Genomic DNA, 26,798 nt, shown 5'->3' with positions numbered 1-26,798 from the left:
GCAGCGTATGTTTGCGGAAGGCTACGCAAGCGGCTTCCTGCTCTGGTGTCAGAACCGTGGAACGCGGCTCTTTCGGACCCATCCTGGCATCGTGCGTAAAGTTGCGCTTCTTCCATTTCGCCACCGTCTTGGGATTGATGGCGTAGCGCCTGGCCAGCACATTCAGGCTCTCTTCACTATGTTGTATCGCTCGACGCACCGCCGCTGTCGTGCGGGCGCTCCCGTGTAATATCTGTCCCATAATTCCTCCTGTGTCGGTAGCAAATCATACAATACACCATCACAATGCGGGACCAAACAACTAGCCCACTGCTGTCCCCAGGAAATATTGTTATCGATGTCCCTGGCAGAAGGACGTGTGACGCCAGTAGCCAAAGTCCAGGCAGTTAATGCCCCTTCATTCTCGTAATTGCGGTGGGCAGCCATCAACTGGATCAATGCACCGTCGAATACACGCCAATCGAATACACCACTAACGAAAGTCTTGCTGATTTTGTGATTCTCAAGTGCTGTTTCTCCCCCCTGAGCAATGGCATTAATGCGATAGCTGAAGCGCCCTTTGCTGTCGATGGGACCACCAAAATCACCGTGCGCGTAGTAACTCTTGCCACCATTGTTGCCGATCGTGATCCGGTTCAATCGCTCGAAAGTAGGTTGCTTGGACACATAGTTAATGACCCCGCCAACATTGCCGGAACCGTAGAGAAAACCCGAAAGACCGTTGAGGATTTCGATACGTTCAGTATCCTCAGTGGTCGTAGCATGATTAAGCTGGGCACCAGGCACACCATCACGATAGCTAGAGTTCACGCGAAAGCCACGCATAGATACATTAGGTTGATCATTTTCAGCCTGTACACGTGACAGATGTGTTGTTGGCGCGATACGGAATACCTGATCGGGCGTAATGGCCTGCAGATTATCGATCAATTCCTCTGGAATCACAGTAATAGCATAGGGAAGATTCTGCAGCACCCGCCCTTGCCAGGGACCGACCTGGGAAACCTTCTCGCTACGATAGCCTTGATCGGCGCTGCCATCTGCCGAAGCAATCGTAGCACTCACCGTCATCAACGGCAGTACCACCGCCTCGCTGGATGAATTCCCAGCAGTAGGTACTTTGCGCAATGAATAGCCGCCACCCGGCTGGGAAACAGCTTTGATACCACTACCGGCCAGCAACCGACTCAGTGCTGAGGCAATGCTGTAATTGCCAGACAATCCTTTGGATTGCAGTCCACTGAGCAGCGCAGCATCATAATAAAGATTGACGCCGGCGGTATGCGCGAAATGATCCAGCGCTGCATCCAGCGGGCCGGCTGGCACATTAAAGGTGTGGATTTCGTCGGCAGCAGGTGGTGCCGCAGCCATCTCGACCGCAGCAGCGTGCAACAGCGGTACCGTTATGCTGACAAGCAAGCTCAACAGGATGCCCTGCAGGGCAATAGTCAGCAGCTTGTGCTGCAAACGGGAAAACAGTTGGATGAATCGGTTCCGGTATTCCACACCGGGGAAAGGTAAACGGCTCAGGGTCATTTTTCAGTCTCGACAAGGTAAGTTATTAATGGTCTTCCTACCTGTTAAGCCGAACGAGGATCAAAACCCCTTCATTTTTCTGAAAATTTTTTTGCAGCCTTTTTTTCTTCCCTGTTTTTCCCGTCAGTGAAAATCTCGCAGCCCTACTGAAACCCAGAATCGGGTACGGTAGGTAATACTTATCGGCTGGATCTGCGTGAGGAATTGCAGTGTCCGGTCGGTTTCCTTCACATGAAAAAGGCCGGACAGACGCAGATCGGCTACTCCTGGATCGCAGGTGATGTAACCGGGCCGGTAACGCGACAGCTCGCTCAGCAAATCCTGCAGACGGATGTTCCTGCCGGCAATGACACCTTTTTGCCAGCTGTCCGCTTCAAAGCCTTGCAGATCCGCCGGTAAGGTACCTTCCTCAGCCAGCCAGCGACTCTCGCCGGATTGCACGATGACAGGAAACCCACCATTCACCGGATGCAGTTCCACAGCGCCTTCCTGCACACTGATGCGAGCGCGATCAGCTTCCAGGCGGACCACGAAACGCGTACCCAACGCCTGTATCCGGCCGAAGGGCGTATGTACCCAGAATGGACGTTTCATCGCAATACCGGTATCAGCCCCGGTCGTAATGAGAATTTCCCCACGCCACAGCATAAGGAGACGATGTGGCCCGGCCAGGTCAGTGCTGACGGCACTGTCAGTGTTGAGTACGATGATGCTGCCATCATCCAGCTGCAGTGTTTTCTGCTCACCGGTAGCAGTACTGGCATCGGCCAGCAGGCGCTGCCACGGCGTATTTTCACGTGCGATCCAACCCGTGCTCAGCGCAAAACCCGCCAGTGACAACAGCTTGATGACGTTGCGGCGGCTCAAGCCGCTACGTTCACGATGACGTTGTGCGGTTTGTAATGTGTCATACGCCAGCCCGGGCGGCAGCTCGCCCAGATCAGACTGGAATCCCTTCAGAGAATGCACACGCTGCCAGGCAAGGCCATGTAAAGGATCGGCCTGCAACCAGCATTCGAATGCCTGTTGCTGTGCAACAGTAGGCGTGTTGTAGTCGAGCCGGACTGCCCAGGAGATGGCAGCATCAACGACAGATTCGGGGAACCGATCAGCGCCGTGATGCGATGCTTCCGTTGCTTGCGCAGTACCTTCCTGTGAAGAAACCTCGTTGGTCATGGTTCGAAACGCAGCATGTAGCAACTGCGCAGCGCTTTGGTGATGTAGCGTTCCACTGTAGATAGCGATACCCCCAGGCGCTCGGCAATTTGCGGGCAGGTCAGCCCATCGAGCTGGGCCAGCAGGAAGGTGGTACGTACCCGGGGTTTGAGCGAATCGAGCAACCTGTCGATCTCGATCAATGCCTCCAGAAAGATCAGCCGCGTCTCGGGTGCAGGCGCTTCAGGCTCCGGCAATGACGCCAGCGTTTCCAGCCAGGCCCGTTCCAGCTCACGCCGACGCCAGTGATCGATAACCAGACCATGCGCAATGGTAGAAAGATAAGCGCGCGGCTCATTCAGATGCACAGGCTGTTGCCGGGTAAGTATGCGCATGAACGTATCTTGCGCAATATCCGCAGCATCGCAGGCATTGCCCAGTTTGTGGCGCAACCAGTTATACAGCCAGCCGTGATGGTCGGTATACAGAATATGGATTTGGTGTGCTGCAAGGTCAGTGGCCGGCACAGCGCTCCCCTCGTCATTGGTCAGGCACATATGCGGACACAAAAATAAAATGAGAACGATTCTTATTTTATAGGGTAAGGTACCCGCCTTGCAAGACTGGTCTGATAGATGACCAGATAACAGAAATGGCATTTCTTCAGCCAGGCAAGTCGTAATGATCCGATGTAGTTTGTGGTAATACAGGGTTACCTGCCATCCTTGTTTTCGCCTGATCAGGCGTAACAATCAATACATCTTTATCTTTTTTCTATTTGGATTTCCCTCCAGAATCATCCGATTAGCAACCTAAATCTTCGTTTGTTTGCCACATCACTTTCCAGGGGAGTGCGGATAATTCCGGTTCATCGAGAGGAATCCGCCATGGCAGACGATAACGATCTTGAACGTACCGAACCCGCGTCGCCCAGACGCCTGGAAAAAGCCAGAGAAGAAGGGCAGGTAGCGCGTTCGCAGGAATTGACCACATTTACCCTGCTGATCGCGGCTTCCAGCAGCTTGTGGGTGATCGGTTCGATTATCATTCAGAAGTTATCTGCCGTATTGGAAAGCGGCCTGCGAATGGAACAGGAGGTTGCCTTCAATCCGGCGTTGTTGCTGCCCAGGCTGTTTCAACTGGCGCTCGACGGACTATTGGCCATTGCGCCTCTGCTGGGATGGCTGGTGATCATAGCACTGGTGGCTCCCATGCTGCTCAGCGGGTGGCTTTTCAGCTCCAAAGCACTGTTTCCGGATTTGAAACGCCTCAATCCGGTGAATGGACTCAAAAGAATATTTTCATCGCGCGGATTGATCGAGCTAGTCAAGGCCATTGCCAAGGTGATGGTCATTGGTGGTGTTGCTGCCGGGATTATCTGGAGTCACAAGCAGGATGTACTCGATCTGGTTGGCATGCCGTTGGATACCAGCCTGATCAGCATGAGCAGATTGATCGGCCTGACTTTTATGCTGATCGTCGGTGCCATGTTGCTGATCGTCGTCATCGATGTGCCTTTCCAGATCTGGAATCACGCACGCCAGTTGCGCATGTCCCGGGAAGATCTGCGCAAGGAAGCCAAGGAAGATGAGGGTGATCCGCAAGTCAAGGGGCGCATCCGCAATATGCAGCGTCAAATAGCACGCCGCCGCATGATGGCGGAAGTCCCCAAAGCGGATGTCGTGGTCACCAACCCGACACACTATGCCGTCGCTTTGAAATATCAGGATCGCTCGATGCGTGCGCCGAAAGTAGTGGCAAAAGGAACACAACTGATCGCGGCCCGCATCCGTGAGCTGGCAGATGAACACCATATTCCGGTGCTCGAAGTGCCGCCGCTGGCGCGGGCACTGTATCACCATGTGGAACTGGATACCGAGATTCCTGAAACGCTCTATACCGCAGTGGCCCATGTGCTGGCCTATATTTTTCAGTTGAAACGGTATCAGACGACGGGTGGTATTGCTCCGCAGCTGTCATCGGAAATAGCGGTACCGGAAGAAATGGACCATGCCTGAAAGGCATTTATCTGACCCATACACAGTTATCAGAATCTGGATGCTGAATGAATAATATTCTGTCTTTATCTACCCTGGTGCGGGGTGGTCAACTGCAGAGTCTTGCAGGGCCGATGCTGATCATCATGATCCTGGCGATGATGGTTCTGCCACTGCCGCCCTTCGTGCTGGATGTGCTGTTTACTTTCAATATCGCACTGGCGGTGATCGTACTGCTGGTGAGCCTCTATTCGCGCAATGCACTCGAATTTGCTGTCTTTCCTACTGTTTTGCTGATCACGACCCTGTTGCGGCTTTCGCTGAACGTAGCGTCGACCCGGGTAGTACTGATGCATGGCCATACCGGCCCGGATGCTGCCGGTAAAGTCATCGAGGCATTCGGTCATTTTCTGGTGGGCGGTAACTATACGGTGGGTCTGGTGGTATTCATCATTCTGGTGGTGATCAATTTCGTCGTCATCACCAAGGGTGCCGGACGTATCGCTGAAGTCAGCGCCCGTTTCACACTGGATGCCATCCCGGGAAAACAGATGGCGATCGATGCTGATCTCAATGCCGGCCTGATCCGGGAAGACGAAGCACGCAAGCGGCGTGAGCAGGTTGCGCAGGAAGCCGATTTCTACGGTTCGATGGATGGCGCCAGCAAGTTCGTGCGCGGCGATGCGATCGCAGGCATTCTGATCATGCTGATTACCATTATCGGCGGGCTGGCCGTGGGTGTGCTGCAACATGATCTGAGTTTTGGCGATGCCGCAAAAAACTACACGCTGTTGACCATTGGTGACGGACTGGTGGCCCAGATTCCTGCGCTGATCATTTCCACAGCAGCCGGTCTGGTGGTCAGCCGGGTCAGCACCGATGAAGATCTCAGCCAGCAATTCGTGAGTCAGTTACTCAGCAAGCCACAAGTGCTGTGGCTGACGGCGGGTATCCTCGGCTCACTGGGACTGGTTCCGGGCATGCCGCACTTCGTTTTTCTGCTGCTGGCCGGAATGATCGGCACGCTTGCCTATTACGTCACCCATCGTCCCGCTTCGCCTGCTGAAAAATCGGAAGAACCCGAGGTTGTTTCCAGCGAAGGGCAGGATGCCAGTTGGGAGGATGTGGTTCAGGTCGATACACTTGGACTGGAAGTCGGTTATCGTCTGATTCCGTTGGTCGACAAACAGCGTCAGGGTGATTTGCTCAAGCGCATCAACGGCATACGCAAGAAATTTGCCCAGGAAATCGGCTTTCTTCCACCGGTGGTCCATATCCGGGATAACCTGGAACTGCGCCCCAATGGCTACCGCATCACCATGAAAGGCTCGGTCATCGGCCAGGGAGAATCCTATAACGGCATGCATCTGGCAATCAATCCCGGCCAGGTCACCATGGCATTGCCAGGCAACAATACCGAAGATCCGGCATTCGGACTGCCCGCAGTCTGGATCGAGACAGAACAGCGAGAACTGGCCCAAACCAGCGGCTATACCGTAGTCGATGCCAGCACGGTCGTCACCACTCACCTGAATCACCTGATACGCATGCATGCTTCTGAACTGCTCGGGCGGGAAGAATTGCAGAAGCTGCTCGATCATCTGGGTCAGCGTTCGCCCAAACTGGCGGAAGATCTGATTCCCAAGCTGCTGCCGCTGGCCACCGTGCAGAAGATCCTGCAGCACCTGCTGGAAGAGGGGGTGAATATCCGTGACATGCGCACCATCATCGACACCCTGACCGAACATGCGGGGCGTACCCAGGATATCAGTGAGCTGCTCGCCCTGGTTCGAATCGCACTGGGGCGTGCCATCGTAGAGCAGTGTTTCCCGTCTGACGCAGAAATGCAGGTCATGAGCCTGCATCCCGAACTGGAAACCATTCTGCTGCAGGTGGTGCAATCCGATCCTGTGGCAGATGGCGGGATCGAGCCCGGCCTGGCCGATACGCTGACACGTGAAGCCAGCAATGCAGTCAAGCGACTGGAACAGATCGGATTACCGGTCGTGCTGGTGGTACCGGATCCAATTCGCCTGCTGTTGTCCCGCTTCCTGCGCCGATCATTGCCTCAGTTACGGGTTCTGGCCCATTCCGAAATACCGGATACCAGAAAAATCAAATTCATATCGATCATTGGGGGTAACAAAAAATGAAAGTAAGAAAATTTTTGGCTGCCACCTCCCATGAGGTGTTACGCAAGGTCAAGGACGAATTGGGCCCGGATGCGGTCATTCTGTCGAACAAGCAGGTACCGGGCGGGATCGAAATCATGGCGCTGGCGGGCAAGGATATTTCCAGCCTCACCAGCGACACACCACCCGAAGCAACTTCACCGGCTGTCAAAACGACTGCTGCACCCCGGCAAAAGCCTGCTTCCGAAAAAAAGCAGGCACCGCCTGTTCAGAAGCAACCCGCAGTGGCAGATATTCAGAGCGCGAATATCCTCCAGGAAATCCATGCCATGCGGCAGTTGCTGGAAGAACAATTGATCACCATGGGATGGAGCAATTTTTCGCAACGCGATCCCGGTGGGATGAAGGTGCTGCGCACGTTGCTGAGTGCGGGTTTCAGTCCGTTACTGTCGCGCCATTTGCTGGAGAAACTGCCGGCTGATCGCGACTTTGAACAAAGCCTGAAAAAAACCATTGCCTTGCTCACACTCAATTTACGTACCACAGCCGGTGACGAAATCATCGAACAAGGCGGGATTTATGCACTGATCGGTCCAACCGGCGTCGGTAAAACCACGACGACGGCAAAACTGGCTGCACGTGCCGTCATCCGCCACGGTGCCGACAAGGTGGCACTGCTGACCACCGACAGTTACCGTATCGGGGGGCATGAACAGCTACGCATTTACGGCAAGCTGCTGGGCATATCGGTACGCAGCATCAAGGATATCGACGACCTGCAGTTGATGCTGCACGAATTGCGCGGCAAACACATGGTACTGATCGATACCGTCGGGATGAGCCAGCGAGATCAGATGCTCGCCGAACAGATCACCATGCTGAGCCAATGCGGAACAGAAGTAAAACACCTGCTGCTGCTCAACGCGACCAGCAGCGGAGATACGCTGGATGAAGTCATTTCCGCCTACCAGCAACACGGTATTCATGGCTGCATCATTACCAAGGTGGATGAAGCAGCCAGTCTGGGCATTGCGCTGGATGCGGTGATCCGGCGCAAACTGGTGCTGCATTACGTGACCAACGGCCAGAAGGTTCCGGAAGATCTGCACGAAGCCAATTCCCGTTACCTGTTGCATCGTATTTTCAAACCCTCGGCGGAAAACTCACCTTTTTCGCTGCAGGATCCGGAATTTGCAATGCTCATGGCGGGCAATTACGCCGATCAGTCAGTTACCAGACAGCAAACACGCGTCGAGGCAAGCCATGATCAGTCATAAAAAAGATCAGGCAGCCGGCCTGCGCGAGCTGACCGCGCTGGAACCCAATGCCGGGGTACGTGTGTTTGCCGTGGTCGGTGGACGAACGGGGGTAGGCAAAACCAGTTCGGTCATCAATCTGGCTGTCGCACTGGCAAAAACGGGTAAACGCGTGCTGATTCTGGATGAAAACCCGCGCCACAAGGATGTCAATGCCAATCTCGGCCTCAGCGCGCGTTACGATCTGCTGCACGTCATCAATCAGGATAAAACACTTGAACAGGTGATGACACAAGGGCCGGAAGATGTGCTGGTATTGACGGCGATGCGCGGAATCCATTCGCTGGCGAAACTTTCGTCTGCTGATCAGGAACGGCTTATTCAATGCTTCAGCGAACTGTCCCAGACGGTGGATGTCGTGCTGATCGATACCGCGATCGGGCGAACCAGCCGGGTCGTTCCGCTGAGCCTGGCTTCCCAGCAGGTACTGATCGTGCTCTCCGCTTCCGGCAAGGCCATCACAGATGCGTACGCCCTGATCAAGCTCATCAGTCAGGAATATGCCCGACGGGATTTTCTGGTGCTGGTCAACAAAGTGGAATCAGAAAGCATGGGGCGCGATATTTTCGAGAACATTGCCGGTGTTGCTCAAAAGCACCTGGCAGTCAAGCTGGAGTGGATGGGATGCATTCTGTTCGATGAAAAACTGCAACGCTCGACCCGACTTTGCCAGCCGGTAGTGGAAATTTTCCCGACATCCGCATCGGCCGCAGGTTACCGGCAGCTGGCTGAAAAGCTGATGCGGTGTGCCGGGCCCTGGACAGATAACGACGGGGTGGAGAATTTCATGCGCAGACTGATTCGTACCAGTCATCTTGATATAGCAGATTTTACGGTGTGAGAGAGCCTATGTATACCGACACAGGAATCGTTGACAAAGACCAGTTCATTACGGAATTTACACCATTGGTCAAACGGATTGCCCATCACATGATGGCCAGACTGCCGGCCAGCGTTCAGGTCGATGATCTGATCCAAGCGGGGATGATCGGCCTGCTGGATGCCATCAACCGTTATGAAGGTTCTTATGGCCGTCAGTTTGAGAGCTACGCTGCCCAGCGTATTCGTGGCTCGATTCTGGATGAATTGAGAGAAGCAGACTGGCTACCGCGCAGCCTGCGCAGAAAAATGCGCCAGATAGAAACCGCCATGCGTGCACTGGAACAGCGCCTTGGTTACCCGCCCAGTGAACAGGAAATCGCCAATGAAATGAATCTGCCACTGGTCGAATACCAGGAGATGCTGCAGGAAGCGGGTGGCGGACAACTGATCTATTACGAGGATTTTCAGGAAGACGAAGAAGATCATTTTCTCGATCGTCTACGCGGCGACCAGAGTAACGAGCCGCTGGATCGGCTGCTGGAGAAGAATCTGCGGGAACTGCTGGTGGCCGCAATCGAGAAACTGCCTGCCAAGGAAAAACTGGTCATGGGGATGTATTACGAGCAGGAAATGAATCTGCGCGAAATCGGTAAAGTGCTGGGAGTCAGTGAATCACGTGTCTGCCAGTTGCATACTCAGGCCATTTCCCGTTTACGCACCCATTTGCGGGACAAGTAATCATCGTTCTGATCAAAACCTTTTGAGCAAGCCAAGCAATGCAACGCCAGAGAACACGGCACCCGTATAGAAAGTGAACGATGCTCCGAGCTGATCCCACAGCAGGCCGGCTACTGCACTGGCGATCAGCATGACAATACCACTCACCAGATTGAAGAATCCGAAAGCGGTACCCCGAAGATCAGCAGGGGCCGCATCGGCCACCATCGTCGCCAGCAAACCTTGCGTCATGCCCATGTGAGCGCCCCACAATGCAACGCCAGCGAGTACCGTTATCCAGTGATCATCCAGTGCCAGAATCAGATCGGCGGCGATCAGTACCACCAGGCCCAGTGCCAGCAGCAGCTTGTGATTCATCCGATCGGACAGCTTGCCGAAAGGATAGGCCGATGCTGAGTACACGACATTCATCACCACCATCACCAATGGCACCAGCGCAACGGCAATTCCACTCTGCTGAGCCCGCAGTACCAGGAATGCCTCACTGAATCGGGCCAATGTAAAAACGGCTCCCACGCCGACCACCCACCAGTATGCGCTACTCAATCGCTTGAGGTTTTCCGGGCGAATCGGATTGATACGTTTTTCACCGACGTGGCGATCAGGTTCATGCACACCAAACAGCAGCAGTGCAACCGCGAGCAGCCCCGGAACAACGGCCACCCAGAATACCGCTCGAAAATCATCGGCCCATAACAGCATCAGACCAACGGCCAGCAGTGGCCCCAGGAAAGCGCCCACCGTATCCAGTGACTGCCGAAGACCAAACGCTGCGCCACGTATTTCAGGCGGTGCAATATCGGCCACCAGTGCATCACGCGGCGCACCACGCACGCCCTTGCCGATCCGATCCAGCAGACGTGCTGTCAGCACAACGCCGATACCCGGCGCAATGGCAAAAAGCGGTTTGGTCAACGCACCCAAAGCGTAGCCGAATACCGCCAGACCCTTACGTTTACCGAACCAGTCACTCAACACGCCCGAAAAAACCTTGACGATCAGTGCTGTCGATTCAGCCAGACCTTCGATCAGACCCACGACAAAGGCGCTTGCACCCAGTGTGCCTACCATGAACAGCGGCAGCAGGCTGTGGATCATCTCTGAGGAAATATCCATCAGCATACTCACGCAGCCGAGCACCCAAATACCAGCCGGGATTTTTGTCCGTTGATTGTTTTCTGTTGTCATGTTGGATTAAAAAGAAAATCGGATCCGATTCAGAACCCGAGCTTTGATCCGGCGCCGAGCAATGTCGCAACACCCAGTAAGGCAAAAACCGCGGCAGCAATCGAGTGAACGAGTTTCATCGGAATTCTGGTCGCCAATTTTTCACCGGCAAAAACGGCCGGGATATCGGCAATCAGCATGCCGAGCGTCGTACCCATCACGACCATGAATGGAGTTCCGTAGTGAGCAGCCATTGTAATCGTCGCAATCTGAGTCTTGTCACCTGTTTCAGCAAGAAAAAAAGTGATCAGCGTAGCACCGAAGATACCGAATTTCCCGGCGATCAAAGTTTCTTCTTGTTCGATCTCATCCGGGATCATCGTCCAGATTGCCATGCCGATGAACGAAAGGCCCAGGATCCAGCGCAGAATGTCAGGGCTGACAGTCGCCGTGATCCAGGCACCGAGGAAACCAGCGAGACCATGATTGATGAGCGTTGCAACCAGAATACCCAGCATGATGGGAAGCGGTTTTTTGAAGCGGGCAGCAAGAAGGAAAGCGAGGAGCTGAGTTTTATCGCCAATCTCGGCAAGGGCAACGACTCCGGTCGAAACGAGGAAGGATTCCATCAATGTTCTCCGGCCGGTTTACAGACGATTGACCACAACGCCTCCCCGGCCAAATCGGAGGCATTGTGGTCAAAGGTCTTGCCAGGCTTAGAACCGCTTACGCCATGACCTGCCGGTCAAGTATGTTGACGTAAGCCCCTTCGAAACGAAGAGCGGCTACTCCCCAATGACCGGCAAATTGTAACAGGTAGCCTGCTTAGAATCATGATTGCCGTTGCTGCAGAAACGTCGGCTATAACTGATCATCTCTAAATCCGTGATGTTGTAAAAGCAGTTATTACTGGAACACTCGTGCGGCTATGCCCAGAAATCGTGTCAACACTGATGTTTTAAGCAAAAAATCCACTAAGAAAGTTAACCTTATACGAACGAGCTTTCTGATTTTATAAGCACTGGTGCAGCCAACTGCGAGAATCATTTAAAAATACCGACCTGCTGACAAGCATCGAGAAAAGGCTTTCTGAGGAAATTGCACTCTGCGTACGGGTTCTTTTGCACCTGCCGCACCAGTGTGGTCATGAAATCGGCAGGGTCTCGACCGTCCTCTTTCCACTCGTCCAGCACCTGTGTCAGCCAATATTTTCCGTCGTTTTCGGCACAAAATTTGGCCTTGTAGCGCTCCTCAATGCCATATACATCTTTCCAGGTTTCGAGTTCCTCTGCCAGCTCCACAGGGCCGAAGTGCATCGTGATGTCAGCAGGCGTCAGTGCGTCAATGTCCGCATGCGGCAGAGCGACCTGTATTTGAATAGCATGATCCGCTGCGGCATACGGATTAAAGGCCTTGCGCCGCCCAACCGCATTGTGCGCAGGGTCCTTGCTTAGCTTATAGGTGCTGTTACATTCATGGCACGCCGGAGCAAGGTTGCGGAAATTGATAGAATTGAATGGATATAGCGCTTTGGGGAGGTAGTGATCGTAGGCTTCGCGTTTGCTGTGATGCTCGCCCTTGATGTCTCCAATGCCGCAGAAAGGACATTTCCCCATCTTGTTCGCCGCAACAAAGGCTTGATAGTGATCGTCTATATCTCCGATCTTGGCGCGTAGTGTAGCAAGACCAAGCAGCGACTGTGAGTACAAGCCCTTGAAAAAGGAGGCAAGTTGGTCAGCAAGGTCTTGGTGGGTGGTGGCAATGTCCGCGTACCGGACGATCTGTGCAGCAGGAGCATTGGCGCACACTTTCTCCAGGTCGTTATTGCCCAGGTACCACTGCTGAAACTGGCTTATCTGCACGAAAGTAAGCGCCGAAAACAAGCCATAGATTCGTTCCACATGGCCATAAAAGAAATCGGCACCTTGCGCGTCGGAGTAATAGAACGCTTCCATCACTTCGCGCAACTCCGCATTGGCGTTGAACAGGTGAAGGCCAAACGGGCCGCTTGCCGGTGCCTTGCACCAAATCTCGTGAAAGATGAAATCGATAAACGCCTGCATCTTCTCCATCTGATGCGGCACATAGGTGTACGGAATCAGCATCAGTCCTGCGCCTCCTCATCGGCAGGTTGATTTCCGTCGAGAATGGTCTTGATCAACAGCAGCTTTTCCACCGAATCGCCCAGTTGCTGGTTAATTTCGGTGATCAAGGTTTCCCTGTCCTCATGGCCTTCTTCAAAACGCTTGCGCAAATCATCCAGCAGCACCTGCGCATAGCCACCGATGGTTTCGCGCTTGCCGAAGGTGTTCATGGTGATCTTGTTGATCGATGCGCCCAGCGTGTTGTAGTTCGGCTTGCTGATGCTGACCTCGCCGCTGGTTTTATCCTTGGCGAACACCAACACCTTGTCCGGCTTGCTGTCGGAGATCAGGAAGGGCGTGTGGGTGGTGACCAGCATTTCTTGTCCCACACCCTCCACATCGGGCAGGCATTGACGCAGACGGGTGATGAAGCTGGCGCGCCAGTGTGGGTTGAAGTGGGTTTCTGGCTCATCAAGCAGGAACAGGCTGTTGGTCTTGCGAAACAGCAGGCATAGCCCGAGGCTGTGCAGCATCTGATACTCGCCATCCGACAGATCTTTGAGCAGCATCGGCTTTTTTACGCCCTGCTTTGTGAAGTAAAAATTCTTGAAACGCATGATGCGCTGGTCGGAGGCCAGCGTCGGTACCGTCTCACTGACGTAGTGGCTGGTGGAGCGGTACAAGTCGGCCTTGATGGTGTCGCTGACGCTATACAAGTTGAGCGTCAGCAGAACCTGCAAGGCCTGAAACAAGGCCAGTGCTGGGCCCGCCGGATCATCGAAGTTGGCACGAAAGGCTTGCTTGGTTGCTTCATTGACCCGGTAGTCCAGAACCAAGGTATCGGTCGCTTCATCGTGAAAATGCAGCGTGGCGCAACGCTTGAGCTTCTCGACAATGGCGGTACGTTCAGTGCGTTCATTCGCTTCCAGCCCCTGAAGCAGATTGAGCCGGTAATCGCCAGTCTCCGGGTCAAGATAAACCACATTGGTATCTGTAAAGCGACCATCCTGCGTCTCAGTGGGCAAAACGTACTCACCCGAAGTGAAAGCAGCAACCTGCTGATGGGTGACCGGAACACTGCGGCGCAGGACGATGCGGAACTCCTGTAGCGCCTCGATGCCAACATCCTCGCGGAAGGGCTGGAGCGTAGCCGCGTCCTGAAACAGCAAGTTGCACAGCAGGATGGCCTGGCTGAAGCTGCTGTCCAGATAGGCCAGCCGCGTTTCGGGGCGGCCGGGATAAGGAAGCTGTCGAGCCAGAGCATTCGAGTACTCATCGAACTGGATGAAGCGCATCTTGAAGAACGGCAGGCTGAGAATCTCATTCTCGCCGGAGGAGTAGCCCAGCACGTACTGCGGCAATAACAGGTCACGCTCTTCATCAGTCAATGTGCTGAAAGCAAAACCCTCGACAGGGAATGCTTCGTTGTTCTCCCAGCGCAGCCACGGCGACTTGTCCCTCTCCTTGATCACGACCACGTGGGCGAACTCCGGACTACCGGAAGAACGGTGTTCCTTCGGCAACTTGATCAGGTATTCCAGTTCATAGGCGTTGGGATGGCCTTCGTGCTCTTGTATGCCCTCCGGATTGTCATCAGGGTCGTACTGAAAGATATCGGGCAAGAAATTGCGGCGTACCCGCTGCACCTCCAGCTGAAAGAAGATCGCTGCCAACGCCTCGAGCAAGTTGGACTTACCGCTGCCGTTGGGGCCTGCACACACGAAAGGCCCAAAGCCTTCGGGCTGGGCCAGTTCTTCCTGCAAGCTCCACTCGGTGCGGAAGTGATGCTCGAAACCACAGGGCAGGCTACGAAAGCCTGCCGAGTCAGTGATCTTGAGGCGGAGCAGTTTCATGACTGAACAGCCTTGAGTTCGATGCGGTTGCCGACTTTATTGCCCCCCTGCGTCAGGGCGCCAGCCGCCAGCGCCTCGAATACCCATTTTTTTATGTGTTCATAGTCGTTTACGTCAAGCCCAACATCATTGCTCGGGTAGAACTCGGCTAAACGGTTCTTCTGCTCATCAGTGACACCTTCGTCTTCCACCACAGTCTGCAGCCATTCTGTGAGTCGATCACTCACCGCCACCATAAAATCTTGCACCGAAAATGGTGCATCTCCCAGTTGTTGGCGATAGGCTTCCAGCCATTCTGCGATCAATGCTTTACGCGCCTCGGAATTTTCCAACGCTGCCAGCAGGTTTCCGGTATCGGGCAAATGAATAGCAGGCACGGTCTGCACAACAGGTTCTGGCACGGTGGCTTGATCTCCAGGGGAAACGGGCGCGACAAGCTGGGCGGGAATAGGCACGCGCGACAGATCCAGTTCCCCCTTGAAGGCCTGCTGGCTTAGTGCGCCGTAGAGGGTTTCCAGATCGGCGAGGCTTTGTTTGTATCTGGACTTAATACTTTCGACTTTTTCAAAAATGACCGCGAATCGATTTTGCATTTCGAAGGATGGTTTGATCATCGTGATCTTCTCAAAATCACCCTTTGTCAGAATCTTCTTCATCCCCTTCGTGGCGTGGCTCTGTATATAGCTCCGAGACAACTTAAACAGACCATACAAGTACAAAGGATTAACATCCTTTCCAGGCTGGATGGCATTGATCTGCTGGTTGAAGGACACTGTTCTGTCTGTTAATGCTGCGCGCCCGATTGATTCGACGCTACCGGCGATGCAGGCCACAAGCAGCGCACCGCTCGTCACTGTTCTTGCCTTTCTCGCCCCAATCTCAGAAAGATGCTCGGTAGAAGGTGTGACGCAAACGGCATCGCCTGTAATGTTGTCCGTCTTGATCCACTCAATGAAATCACCATCGTAATTTACTGATTCACTTCTCGGGGGCGTATTGCCCGTGGAAATCTTGCCGAAAGCTGTCAACGCGGGCTTGTCCCAACCTTTCTCATTTCGCACCGGATCGCCAAACATCTCCAGAAACACGCTCTTGAGCAGGTCATCGAGTTGTTGCAGGTGTTGTTTGCGCTGGGCGATCAGCCCTTCGACTTTGCCGAGCAGATGGGCAATGCGGATTTGGGCGTCGGAACTATCAGGAGTGGGGATTTTGAAATCCTCGATATCACCGAGACCAATGGCTGGATAAGCAGGATCTTTGATCAGCGATGAGGGCGGAAAATGCTTCAAGGCCAAGCGAAGATAGTCTATGTGAGTTCCGCTCTTTGGGATCAGCGTCGCCAGATGGCTAACGACATGAGCAGGGTTTTGAAGGACGTAGACGCGATCTTTGGTGGCGGACATGCCACTCTTTGCAAAAAGAACGGTTCCTCTCGGATAGGTCTTCAGCTTCCGTCGCCTGGCTGTTTCTTCGCTGACGAGTTCAAGGCCGGACTCGGGTTCACCTGACAGCAGTCTATCCAGGCTACCTGCTCGGACAAATGGTGTTCCGTAGTCAGAAAATTCGTCACTCTTTGGCGCTGCTTGCCCTGCTGACACAATCGCCAGTTGTCTCAATGGAGTTGGTTTCATTGGGATCATTCCACCATCCCCTTCAGCTCCAATAGTTCACGGACGATTCCACTCTGCACCTTGGCCAGTTCCGCTTCATCCACATCACCTACTTCCGCCTGAATCAGGCGATCCAGAATCACGCCAGGCGCGTCGTACTGAACTTCTTCGAACACGTCTTCCTTATATCGCGACAGGGATAGATCGTAGTTCTCGGACTCAATATCGGCTCGCGGCACCATGAAGCACTTGGCGGTGCGATTGGTGTCGGTGGTAGCGTCGCGGGCGTGGTATTTGGCAATGATGTCTTGTAGGTCGCCGTAGCCTTCCTGCTTGGTGCGCTTGTCATCCAGCGAGTAGCCATCGGCGGCCATCTCGTAGAACCAGACATGCTCGGTGGCAGGTTTGGCAACCTTGTCCTTCATTCCCCAGACCTTGGTGAACAGCAGAATGGCGGTGCTGACCCCGGCATAGGGTTTGAACACGCCGCTGGGCAGGGTGATGACGGCCTTCAGGTCGCAGTGTTCCACCAGGGTTTGGCGCAAATCCTTGAAAGCTTTGCCGGAGCCGAACAGCACGCCCTGCGGCACGATCACGCAGGCGGTGCCGCCTTTCTTGAGCAGGCGATAGATGTTCTCGACAAACAGCAGCTCGGTCTTGGTGGTAGAGAGCTGCAGGTTTTCATTGATGTCACCCTTGTCGATGCTGCCGGTAAAGGGCGGGTTGGCCAACACGATGTCGTATTCGGCTTCCTCGGTGTAGCTCTTGCTAAGGGTGTCCTTGTAGTCGATGTGCGGCTCCTCGATGCCGTGCATCATCAGATTCATCAGCCCCAGGCGCACCATGGTCTGGTCGATGTCGTAGCCCCAGAGCGAGCTGGCCAGAATGGCTTGGCGCTTTTCATCGAATGCGGCGGCAACTGACGTGCGGGTAAAACCGTCTTCATCGGGTGTGAGGGTTTGGGTACCTGCATTGATGGCCAGCTGGGTGACGATGTACTGGTAGGCACCCAACAGGAAACCGCCCGTGCCGCAGGCAGGGTCGGCTATCTTGTGGCCTAGCTGTGGCTGTACCAGTTCGGCCATCAGCTTGATGATATGGCGCGGGGTACGGAACTGGCCATTCTTGCCAGCGGTGGCGATTTCGGCCAGTAGCATTTCATAGACATCGCCCTGGATGTCCTGGAAGGACTGGCCGTTTTCCCGTGAGTCCTTCTCCATCACCTCGAAGATCTCGTCGATGGTCTTCACCGCCTCCACCAGCAACGCTGGCTTGGGGATGATGAACACGGCATTCTTCATGTGGTGGGTAAAGTTTGATTCGGCGCCGTTCAGGTCTTTCAGAAAGGGGAATACCTTGCCCTGCACATGCTGCAGCATCTCTTCGGCTTGCATGCGCTTGAATTCGCCCCAGCGCAGCGTGCGTTTGTCGATGGGGCGTTGTTCCGCTACAGGCCAGTTGCGCTCCTCGGGTGGAATCCAGGTGCCTTCAAACTTGGATTGATACGGATCGCTCCAGCCATCTCTTGCGTCGGCCTGGCGCTTCTGATCAAGTTCATCCAGCCGTTTCATGAACAGCAGGTAGGTGATCTGCTCGATGGCGGTAAGCGGGTTGCTGATGCCGCCGCTCCAGAACTTGTTCCAGAGTTGGTCGATCTTGCTTTTGAGTTCGGGGTTGTTCTGTAGCATGGTTAATTTCCGTCCAACTGCTTGAGGCTTCTGTCGGCAAGCAGCAATTTCATTTGATGAATAGCGGTCTGGTTGAGGATTTTTAGCCGCTCGACCTGCGGCAGCCCTTGATGGATAAAGTGGGCATTCAAGGTTTCCAGGTTGGCAAGGCAAACCAGCTGCGAAACATTGGCTTCGTCTCGAATATTGCCTTTGTTATTGGGGTTTTCTTCGCGCCACTGTTTGGCCGTTTTCCCGAACAATGCCATGTTCAGCAAGTCTGCCTCGCTGGCATAAATCAAGCTAATCTGACTTTGCGTCAGCGCAGGCGGGATCAGGTTTGTCTGAATGGCATCTGTGTGAATGCGGTAGTTGATCTTGGTAAGGTTGCGGCGAATGTCCCAGCCGAGTTGCTGTTGTTCAGCTTCCTTGAGGCGTTGAAATTCCTTGATGAGGTAAATTTTGAATTCAGCGCTGATCCACATGCCAAACTCAAAAGCAATATCTTTATGGGCATAGGTGCCCCCGTAACGACCGGCCTTGGCCACCAACCCAATGGCATGGGTCCTGGCGACCCATTCCTTGACGCTGATTTTGTAGCTGTTCAGGCCAGCCTGGCTTCTAATTGTGGCGAATTCGCCATAATTAAAATTCGGGTTGTGCACCTGCTCCCAAATGCCCAGAAACTCAACGGTGTTGCGGTTGCGAAGCCAGTCAGAGATAAAAAAGTCGCCGTCTTTGGCGCGAAGCATGTCGGTCAGGGAAATGAAATCCATGGCATTTTCCGAGTAGACCGTTACTGCTATACCTTTTACATCCATTTTTGGCATGGTTTGTCCTTTTTAATCGAGATCATTTTGCAGGCTCAGACTCAATTATGATGCCACCAGCCCTTCGGTCAGCTGCAGGATTTCGTTGATTTCGGCCGGGCTGAATACGCCACGGATGCCTTGCGGGTGAATGACCGTAAAGGGAGCGTTGATCAAGTCTCTCTTCTCCACCTTCTCGCGCTCGATGATGAAGTTCTTCAACAGGTTGAGGAACTCCATCTGGCGGCTGGACAAGGTGGTGTGGGCACGAATGAACTGGCCGAAGGCGGCGCTGACTTCATCCGGGAAGCTTTGCAACACTTCTATGCCGAGAATGTGGCGGATAAACTGGATAAAACGTGCTTTACGGTTTTTGTAAACCTGGCGCAGCAAGTCTTCGGTGATGTGCGGGTGTTCTTCATGCAGCAGTTCGGCCAGTTCATTGGATTCCTGGCTGTTCACCGCCTCGCCGTTCTTGATCTTCTGCAGCACCGGGTTGTGCTCCGTCAATTCAGTAATCAGCGCCTCGACCATTTCGCGGTAACGGCTGATGCTGACAGCTTCGTGCTGCGGGCCGAATTCCACCCATTCCTTCTTGTGCAGCTCATCGGCCAAATCCAGGTGGGTTTGCTCCTGGCCTGTGGATTGTTCCCGAAATTTCATCAAAGGTCCGAGCTTGGCCACCAACTCATCAAAGGCCTCTTCGTCGGCTTTGGCCCAGTAGTGGCTGGTTTGCGCCGCGCGGATCAGGGCTTCTTCCTGCTTCACGAAGCTGACCGAGAGCGGTAGTTCGCTGATCTGCTCGACGATACCTTCCTTGATCGTTTCGGCTTGTTCTTTGTCTTCATTGAGCACAGCCAGCGAATATTCGAGCAGGTCGCGCTCAAAACGCATGGCCTTGAAGTCGGCCTCGGAAACAGTGCGGAACAGCGGCTTGATTTCAGCGCGCAAGAATTCCAGTCGGTCGTGGCTGAGGCTGATCCAGAAGTTGTCATCGTCCAGCCGCGCCAGAGCAGCGGCGGCTTCCTTGATCACGACCGACTCTTTGGGCAGCGCGGCAATCTGCAGGCGGAGCTTGGCAATTTCACGACTGGCAATGTCGGCATGGCCGCTGTCGTTGGCCTTCTCGATCTTGTCGAGGCGCAGACCGACCAAACGCACCGGCAGTGGCAACTGCGGTTTGAGTTCTTTGCCTTTAGGGTTGAGCTTGAAGTATTCGAAGTTGTCCCAGCAGTCGAGGATCAGGAACACCTCCTTTTCAAGGCACCAAGGCTTAGGTTTGCTGGTTTCCAGCAGGCGCGTGCCACGCCCGACCATCTGCCAGAACTTGGTGTAAGAATAGACTGGTTTGGCGAATACAAGGTTGACGATTTCGCGCACGTCGATGCCGGTATCGAGCATATCCACGCTGATGGCGATGCGTGGCATATCGTTGTTGGTGAACTGATCGAGCAGACCACCCTTGCCGTAGACGCGGGGGTCGTCCGAAACCAGCACCTTGGCCAGTTCACCATGGTATTGCGGATAAAGCTTGTCGAAGATTTCCTCGATGCGCCGGGCATGTGCCTTGGTGGCACAAAAGAAGATGGTCTTGCCCGGCAGCACGCCGTTGGCATCCTTGATGGCTTCTTCCATGAACTCGCGGACGATCAGGGTGTTGGTGCCATTGTTGATCACCTGCCTTTCAAGCTGGGTACCCTCGAAGTTGATGTCTTCAACCTCCTTGCCTTGCAGGATCAGCTTTTTCTGATCTTCCAGCGAAATGGTGCGTTTGCTGATGCCCTCCATCTGGAATTTGGTTTGAATCTTCATGACCTGAAAATTGCAGAGGTAGGGCGGCACGTTGTTCACGGCCTCTTCATAGGTGTAGGCAAACGTGGGAATGCCGTCTTCGCAGTGAAAGAGCTGGAAGGTGTTGTGGTCGATGATGTCGGTCGGCGTCGCCGTCAGACCGAGGGTGATGGTTTTGAAGTAATCGAGGATTTCGCCGTAGGTGTTGTAGATGGAACGATGGCTTTCGTCCACGACGATAAAGTCGAAGAAGTGTGGCGACAGGTGCTGCGCATCATCCCGGATGATATTGAGCATCGTCGGGTAGGTCGCCACATAGATGCGGCGATCCATGGCAATGAGTTTTTCGCCCACGTTGGGCCAGCGAGGCTCGTTGGGCAGGTGTTCCTTGAACGTGGCCAAGGCCTGCTCGCGCAGGGCAATGCGGTCAACCAGGAACAGCACCTTCTCGGCATGGCCTGCACGCATCAGTGCATCGACCATGGCAATGCAGGTGCGTGTTTTGCCGGTACCAGTGGCCATCACCAGCAGGAAGTCACGTTTTTTCTGCTCGATACCTTCGAGCACTGAACGAATCGCACGGATCTGGTAGTCCCGGCCGGCTATCGAGGTGTTGATGAACTCCTGCGTCAGCGGCTTTCGGTTGCGGCGAATGTAGGCAAAACGCTCCAGATCGTCGCGCGTGGGGAAACCGACGACCTTGCGGGGCGGCGCATTCTCCAGATCCCAGAAATAGAGTTCGTGGCCGTTGGTATAGAAGCAGAATGGCAGTTCACTGCCCAGTTGCTTCTGGATGTTGTAGCAGTACTGCTTGGCTTGCTCGCGGCCAAGCGCGGCATCTCGGAGGGTTTTTTTGGCCTCGATCACGGCCAGTGGCTTACCGTCTCTGCCCAGCAAGACATAATCGCTGAACTGATGGCCCTGATATGGGGCGCGTGGTTCGGCCACACCCTCTGTTAGCACAGTGAGGATGTCGAATTCTTCGATAACCTGAGTCGGGTCTTTGACGTTCCAGCCTGATAACGCGAGTTGCTGGTCGATCAGGTCGGCTCGTGTTTGGGCTTCAGTCTCGCTCATCAATGACGAGCCTCTTCGTCGGTAGCAGATGTGCTGCGCTTTGCTATCGCTCGGCTATCACCAATAAGGCATACATTGCCCGATAGCCTGTATGATTCAATGTCTTGGCTTAGGCGTGGCAGATAAGGTAAATTTTGAGCCAAGTTAGGCCAAGTGATAACGTGTGCCACTGCGCACTCCCTTTTGTTGCAATTTGCCATTCTTAACCAGTTGCTCAACCGCACGACGCATACCTCACCCTTATGATGAAGTCATTGTTATTGTAACAAGACATCCATTTCTCTTTGATTCGTCCCGCAGTTTTATTCTCATTCACGATATGTCGAGCACCGAACATACTGCCACCAGCAATCTTGCTTTAAACAGAATAATAGGTGATTAAATTTGAACTCGTTCGATATCAAGGGAGCAACAACCTTTTTAGCATATCTTTCTTGGTTTTTAATCGCTGAATACGGCTGCTTTATCTCCTCCTGCGCCTGCGCTACTCTGTCACTTGCTTACAAACGTCAGTACAGTAACGCGGTACTCAACGATACCAAGGTAATGCACATGGGCCGGCTGGTAGCATGACATTTGGAAACCAGCGTGGTCTATATTGAACAATCGGCTTGCGGTACCAAAAGGCAATGCAGATCGTCAGAATTATTATCCGTACTCAGTTCATGTCAGAGGTTTCCAATGCTCACACATCCCGTACAGACACGATCGCGGCTGGCACACGCCATGTTCGCGCTTCTTAATCCCATACCCTTTGGGTTCTTCGTCGCGGCACTGATCTTCGATGCGATCTATGCATGTAACGCCAACGTGTTTTGGGTCAAGTCGGCTGCCTGGCTCAATGTGATCGGGCTGATCTTTGCAATCATTCCCCGCCTGATCAATTTGGTTCACGTCTGGATGCCCGCCAGGCGGAGTTCTCGTGTCGAGAAGCTGGACTTCTGGCTCAATCTTGTCGCCATCATCACAGCTATCGTGAACGCCTTTGTCCACACCCGGGATGCTTATGGCGTTATGCCCGAAGGGGTCTGGCTTTCCGCGGTGACGGTGGCCTTGATCGCCATCGGTTTGATCGTCAGCGCGCTGCAACAAGCCACAACACGGGGAGGCCGCCATGAATAAAACATACATAGCCCAGGCATGTGCGGTGGCACTGATGATGGTGCTGGCCGGCTGTGAAAAGGCAACCTATGAGCCTGCGCAGCAATCGGGTGCGAATCCTCCACTGCCCAAGGCACAGAAGTTCTTCATTCCACCCATCCAGACTCCGGATAGAACGGGGTGGGCGGAAGGTGAAAAGCCAACCGTCGCGGATGGGTTGGCGATCGAGAAGATCGCCTCTGGCCTGATGCACCCCCGGCAACTTCTGACCTTGCCCAATGGCGATGTGCTGGTGGTCGAAGCCAACAGCCCAGGCACCGTGCCTATCACCTCGCCCAAGCAGATGATCGCGAGCATCGTCAAAGATCGCTCTGGTAAGGGTGGCAAAGGCGGCAACCGCATCACACTGCTGCGCAAGGCGGCCGGCCAGAGCGGTAAATGGGAAAAGTACGTCTTCATCGAGAATCTGCATTCCCCATTCGGCGTGCAATTGATCGGCGATACGCTATATGTCGCGAATACCGGCAACATCATGAAGTATCGTTACACGCCAGGCGAGACACGCATGTCCGACCCCGGCGTGGAGTTTACGGACTTGCCCAGTACCGTTAACCATCACTGGACGAAGGCACTGCTGGCCAGCCCCGATGGCAAGAAGCTCTACGTCGGGGTCGGTTCCAACAGCAACGTAGCTGAAAACGGCCTGGATATCGAATACCGACGTGCAACCGTGCTCGAAGTCGATGTGCAATCGGCGGCCAGCCGCATCTATGCGTCTGGCATCCGAAACCCCACGGGATTGGGTTGGGAGCCAACGACCGGCAAGCTCTGGGCAATCGTTAATGAGCGTGACGAAATCGGCGCAGACCTGGTACCCGACTACCTCACCTCCGTCCAGGAAGGCGGGTTCTATGGCTGGCCGTACAGCTACTACGGACAGTATGTGGATCAGCGCGTGCAGCCGCAGCGTCCGGATCTCGTGGCCAGGGCCATCCGCCCGGACTACGCCCTGGGTTCGCACGTGGCACCACTGGGACTGTGGTTCTATCAGGGCCGCAATCTACCGGAGAAATACCATGGTGGAGCCTTCATAGGCCAGCATGGAAGCTGGAACCGTATCCCATTGAGCGGATATGACGTTGTCTTTGTGCGCTTCAAGGATGGCAAGCCCGAAGGGGTACCGGAACCGGTCGTCACCGGCTTTACATCGGCTGATCAAAAGACCTTGAAGGGCGCACCGGTGGGCCTGGCCGAAGATGCTGAAGGTGCTTTGCTCATCGCGGATGATGTGGGCAATACCATCTGGCGTGTCACGGCGCGCGGCACCGACGCACCCGCACCGCGTTGAGACGATACCGTGCGCTTTGCCAAGCCTTTCTGCGTGACTTCACGTATGAGGGCTTTGGCCTTGCTTCTTCTGTTTCCGAGCATAGCTGCGGCCCAGGAGATGCCCACCACGACGCTTGCACCCGTCGTAGTACAAGCGACTCGATTGGGAGCATCGATAGCTGATACACCGGCGTCTGTCGATGTGATTGACGGACGCCAGCTCCGCGCGCGCCAGCCGGGTATCAATCTGTCCGAAGGACTTGTCAGCGTGCCAGGGCTGTAGCTACAGAATCGTCAGAATTACGCGCAAGACCTGCAGTTGTCGATTCGCGGCTTCGGTGCCCGCTCCAGCTTTGGCGTGCGCGGGGTACGCCTTTACGTAGACGGAATTCCCGGGACCATGCCGGACGGCCAAGGACAGACGTCTAACATCGATATTGCATCAGCGGATCGCGTGGAGGTGCTGCGCGGCCCATTCTCGGCGCTGTATGGGAACTCCTCCGGCGGCGTGGTGCAGGTATTTACCGAAGAGGGTTCAAGGCCGCCGCAGTTGGTTGCCGATATATCGGCTGGCAGCTATGGAACCAGACGTTATGGATTGCGCGCCTCCGGCGCCACCGAAAGCGCTCTGGGCCTGATCGACTATAACGTGAGCGCCAGCCATTTCACCACCGGGGGATACCGGGACCACAGTGCTGCACGCAAGAACCTCGGCAACGTAAAGCTTGGGGTGCAACTCGATGATGCGAGCCGGTTGACGATTGTCGCCAACGGCGTAGACCTGACTGCGCAGGATCCGCTGGGGCTAACCCGTTCACAGTTCGAATCAAATCCCCGGATCGCAGCCATACAGGCCAAGACTTTCAATACGCGCAAGACGATCCAGCAAACCCAAGGTGGATTGGTCTATGAGCGAGATATCGACGCGAACCATTCGCTGCGCGCCATGCTGTACTACGGCCAGCGCAATACCGTACAGTACCAGGCGATTCCGGTAGCTGCGCAACAACCACCCGGCAGTGCCGGCGGGATGATAGATCTCGCGCGCAGCTATGGTGGTGCGGATCTGCGCTGGACGTCTCGGCTGTCGGTGGCCGATCGGCCACTGACACTCATCGCTGGCTTGTCGTACGACAGTATGGTCGAGCAGAGAAAGGGGTATGAAAACTATACGGGAAGTCTTAACGCGCCGACATTGGGTGAACGGGGAAACTTGCGGCGCAATGAAACCAACCGCGTCTATAACCTGGACCCGTACCTGCAGATGTCATTGCAAGCCTCTCCCCAATGGGCGGTGGATGCAGGCTTGCGCTACAGCACAGTGTCTTTTGATTCCAGCGATCACTATATCGTCTCAGGCAACCCGGACGACAGTGGCAACCTGCGCTATCGCAAGGCATTGCCCGTTGCAGCGCTGCGCTACACGCCGGCGAAAAACACCATGCTTTACGCATCGTATGGTCGAGGATTCGAGACCCCGACTCTCAATGAATTGTCATACCGGCCAGATGCACAGCCGGGGATGAATTTCGGCCTCGATCCTGCCCTGAGCGACAACTTCGAGTTGGGCGCCAAGAAAGAAGTTGCCGGTGGATTGCTAACCGTAGCGATCTTTCGCAGCGATACGCAGGACGAGATCGTGCCCGCCACCAGCCTGGGCGGGCGCACATCGTATCGCAATGCCGGCCGAACACGGCGCGATGGCGTAGAGCTGGGATGGAACGCGCGATTCGCTGGCGATGCCCGCGTCCAGCTTTCCTATTCGTGGCTCGACGCCCGCTATCGGGAATCCGTATCCGACGCCATTCGCGCAGGCCATCGGATTCCAGGCACAGCCCGCCAAGCCGCTTACGCCACGGTGGCCTGGGAGCCGAGAGAAGGCTGGCAAGCCGGCATCGAGGGCAGGTATCTTGGAAGCGTTGCCATCAATGATGCTAACTCCGACGCCGCACCTGCATATTTCGTCGCAGCACTCAGCGCGGGCTATGTCTGGCGTGCGGGATCGTGGCAGGGACGGGTATACGCCCGAGCAGACAATCTCTTTGACCGGCGGTATGCGGGCTCGATCATCGTGAACGAAGGAAACGGGCGGTATTTCGAGCCTGCCCCTGGCCGAAACTGGAGCGCTGGCATAGGGGCTACCTACACGTTTTGAAAGGAGCAAGCCGACGTTATCAAAACGCCTTGAAGGCAAAGTTGCCATCGTTACAGATGCCACGCGGTATTGGTCGAGTCCTCACTGTTGTGTGCCAAGCATTTGCGCTACAGTAACCTGAGTTCGGGATAAGCCCTTAAGCTTTAGCCAGGCTGTTGACCCTGGTCAGATTCAAAGTTGGTTTGTTATCGGACAAACAGTAAGCGACGATACCAGCCATTAGGTTAACGATAAAATTGAAGAGAGAGCGGTGTCGGGTATGCTCGATCTGGCAAAGATTCTTCAATTCATCAAAGACGGTTTCAATCAGGGAACGGCGACGCAGAATGACTTTCTCGAACCTGGTACGAGGCACAGGCCTCATGTTTTTCCTGAGGGGAGTAATGAGTTGAAGGTTTTGCTGGTCCAGTGCTTCAGTGAGCCACTGGGCGAGGTAGCCTTTGTCGGCAAACAACTGGC

General features: G+C 54.6%; 21 protein-coding genes, 2 pseudogenes and 1 riboswitch. Of the genes and pseudogenes, 10 read left to right on the top strand and 13 right to left on the bottom strand.

What is annotated here, in order from left to right:
* From B5D58_RS10650 to B5D58_RS10635, 4 genes and pseudogenes are all read right to left on the bottom strand, one after another.
* A pseudogene (locus tag B5D58_RS10650) lies at positions 1-241 on the bottom strand (IS481 family transposase); the annotation flags it as partial.
* On the bottom strand, positions 163-1,536 hold the full coding sequence (locus B5D58_RS10645; RefSeq protein ID WP_050731288.1) for a TonB-dependent siderophore receptor: 1,374 nt from the start codon (positions 1,534-1,536) through the stop codon (positions 163-165). The pseudogene B5D58_RS10650 and the gene B5D58_RS10645, both read right to left, overlap by 79 nt.
* A gap of 123 nt (positions 1,537-1,659) precedes the next feature.
* On the bottom strand, positions 1,660-2,712 hold the full coding sequence (locus tag B5D58_RS10640) for a FecR domain-containing protein (RefSeq protein ID WP_011112944.1): 1,053 nt from the start codon (positions 2,710-2,712) through the stop codon (positions 1,660-1,662).
* Complete coding sequence (locus B5D58_RS10635) at positions 2,709-3,248, bottom strand: sigma-70 family RNA polymerase sigma factor (RefSeq protein ID WP_143023761.1); 540 nt, start codon at positions 3,246-3,248, stop codon at positions 2,709-2,711. Before B5D58_RS10635 ends, B5D58_RS10640 begins: the two co-directional genes overlap by 4 nt.
* 330 nt (positions 3,249-3,578) lie before the next feature.
* On the opposite strand from B5D58_RS10635, the gene flhB reads away from it, so the two are divergent.
* From flhB to B5D58_RS10610, 5 genes are read left to right on the top strand one after another with little or no spacing between them, the layout of a single operon-like run.
* Entirely contained in the window at positions 3,579-4,709 is a 1,131-nt protein-coding gene (gene flhB, locus B5D58_RS10630) for a flagellar biosynthesis protein FlhB (RefSeq protein ID WP_011112946.1), read from the top strand.
* A 47-nt stretch (positions 4,710-4,756) separates the two neighbouring features.
* Entirely contained in the window at positions 4,757-6,841 is a 2,085-nt protein-coding gene (gene flhA, locus B5D58_RS10625) for a flagellar biosynthesis protein FlhA (protein WP_011112947.1), read from the top strand.
* Positions 6,838-8,097, top strand: a complete 1,260-nt coding sequence (gene flhF / locus B5D58_RS10620) for a flagellar biosynthesis GTPase FlhF (protein ID WP_011112948.1) — start codon at positions 6,838-6,840, stop codon at positions 8,095-8,097. Before flhA ends, flhF begins: the two co-directional genes overlap by 4 nt.
* Entirely contained in the window at positions 8,084-8,977 is an 894-nt protein-coding gene (locus B5D58_RS10615; protein WP_011112949.1) for an AAA family ATPase, read from the top strand. The genes flhF and B5D58_RS10615 overlap by 14 nt, the downstream gene beginning before the upstream one ends.
* Before the next feature lie 8 nt (positions 8,978-8,985).
* Positions 8,986-9,696, top strand: coding sequence for an RNA polymerase sigma factor FliA (locus B5D58_RS10610; protein WP_011112950.1), 711 nt, complete (start codon positions 8,986-8,988; stop codon positions 9,694-9,696).
* A 12-nt stretch (positions 9,697-9,708) separates the two neighbouring features.
* Here the strand turns inward: B5D58_RS10610 and B5D58_RS10605 are convergent, their stop codons facing one another.
* The 8 genes from B5D58_RS10605 to B5D58_RS10570 all read right to left on the bottom strand — a co-directional run bounded on the left by B5D58_RS10605 (position 9,709) and on the right by B5D58_RS10570 (position 21,754).
* Positions 9,709-10,884, bottom strand: coding sequence for an MFS transporter (locus B5D58_RS10605; protein ID WP_011112951.1), 1,176 nt, complete (start codon positions 10,882-10,884; stop codon positions 9,709-9,711).
* 29 nt (positions 10,885-10,913) lie between these two features.
* Positions 10,914-11,492, bottom strand: a complete 579-nt coding sequence (locus B5D58_RS10600; RefSeq protein ID WP_011112952.1) for a TMEM165/GDT1 family protein — start codon at positions 11,490-11,492, stop codon at positions 10,914-10,916.
* A gap of 4 nt (positions 11,493-11,496) precedes the next feature.
* A riboswitch (yybP-ykoY riboswitch) is annotated at positions 11,497-11,669 on the bottom strand.
* 237 nt (positions 11,670-11,906) lie between these two features.
* On the bottom strand, positions 11,907-12,968 hold the full coding sequence (locus B5D58_RS10595) for an HNH endonuclease (RefSeq protein WP_011112953.1): 1,062 nt from the start codon (positions 12,966-12,968) through the stop codon (positions 11,907-11,909).
* Positions 12,968-14,800, bottom strand: a complete 1,833-nt coding sequence (locus tag B5D58_RS10590; protein WP_011112954.1) for a restriction system-associated AAA family ATPase — start codon at positions 14,798-14,800, stop codon at positions 12,968-12,970. Before B5D58_RS10590 ends, B5D58_RS10595 begins: the two co-directional genes overlap by 1 nt.
* Positions 14,797-16,431, bottom strand: coding sequence for a restriction endonuclease subunit S (locus tag B5D58_RS10585; protein ID WP_041357363.1), 1,635 nt, complete (start codon positions 16,429-16,431; stop codon positions 14,797-14,799). The genes B5D58_RS10590 and B5D58_RS10585 overlap by 4 nt, the downstream gene beginning before the upstream one ends.
* Before the next feature lie 5 nt (positions 16,432-16,436).
* A complete protein-coding gene (locus B5D58_RS10580; RefSeq protein ID WP_011112956.1) occupies positions 16,437-18,098 on the bottom strand; it encodes a type I restriction-modification system subunit M in 1,662 nt (553 codons plus the stop codon).
* Positions 18,099-18,100: 2 nt separating this feature from the next.
* Entirely contained in the window at positions 18,101-18,907 is an 807-nt protein-coding gene (locus B5D58_RS10575; RefSeq protein WP_011112957.1) for a KilA-N domain-containing protein, read from the bottom strand.
* A 45-nt stretch (positions 18,908-18,952) separates the two neighbouring features.
* Positions 18,953-21,754, bottom strand: coding sequence for a type I restriction endonuclease subunit R (locus tag B5D58_RS10570; RefSeq protein WP_011112958.1), 2,802 nt, complete (start codon positions 21,752-21,754; stop codon positions 18,953-18,955).
* Positions 21,755-22,435: 681 nt separating this feature from the next.
* Here B5D58_RS10570 and B5D58_RS10565 point away from each other — a divergent pair.
* The 5 genes and pseudogenes from B5D58_RS10565 (at position 22,436) to B5D58_RS10555 (ending at position 26,339) form a co-directional block, all read left to right on the top strand.
* Entirely contained in the window at positions 22,436-22,876 is a 441-nt protein-coding gene (locus B5D58_RS10565; protein ID WP_011112959.1) for a DUF2231 domain-containing protein, read from the top strand.
* Positions 22,869-24,203: a PQQ-dependent sugar dehydrogenase gene (locus B5D58_RS10560; RefSeq protein ID WP_011112960.1), complete on the top strand. Its 1,335-nt coding sequence runs from the start codon at positions 22,869-22,871 to the stop codon at positions 24,201-24,203. Before B5D58_RS10565 ends, B5D58_RS10560 begins: the two co-directional genes overlap by 8 nt.
* A gap of 99 nt (positions 24,204-24,302) precedes the next feature.
* Positions 24,303-24,467 (top strand): TonB-dependent receptor, encoded by a 165-nt coding sequence (locus B5D58_RS13975; protein ID WP_198407851.1) that lies wholly within the window; start codon positions 24,303-24,305, stop codon positions 24,465-24,467.
* Between the two features lie 24 nt (positions 24,468-24,491).
* A pseudogene (locus B5D58_RS14380) lies at positions 24,492-24,683 on the top strand (TonB-dependent receptor plug domain-containing protein); the annotation flags it as partial.
* 9 nt (positions 24,684-24,692) lie between these two features.
* Positions 24,693-26,339, top strand: coding sequence for a TonB-dependent receptor domain-containing protein (locus B5D58_RS10555; RefSeq protein WP_327184103.1), 1,647 nt, complete (start codon positions 24,693-24,695; stop codon positions 26,337-26,339).
* Between the two features lie 136 nt (positions 26,340-26,475).
* Here B5D58_RS10555 and B5D58_RS10550 read toward each other — a convergent pair.
* On the bottom strand, positions 26,476-26,798 hold a 323-nt coding region (locus B5D58_RS10550; protein WP_143779576.1), incomplete at its 5' end, for a transposase.

Source organism: Nitrosomonas europaea, assembly GCF_900167395.1.
Lineage (GTDB): Bacteria > Pseudomonadota > Gammaproteobacteria > Burkholderiales > Nitrosomonadaceae > Nitrosomonas > Nitrosomonas europaea.
Note: the sequence above shows the minus strand (reverse complement) of the source record. Positions and strands in the feature narration are given on the sequence as shown.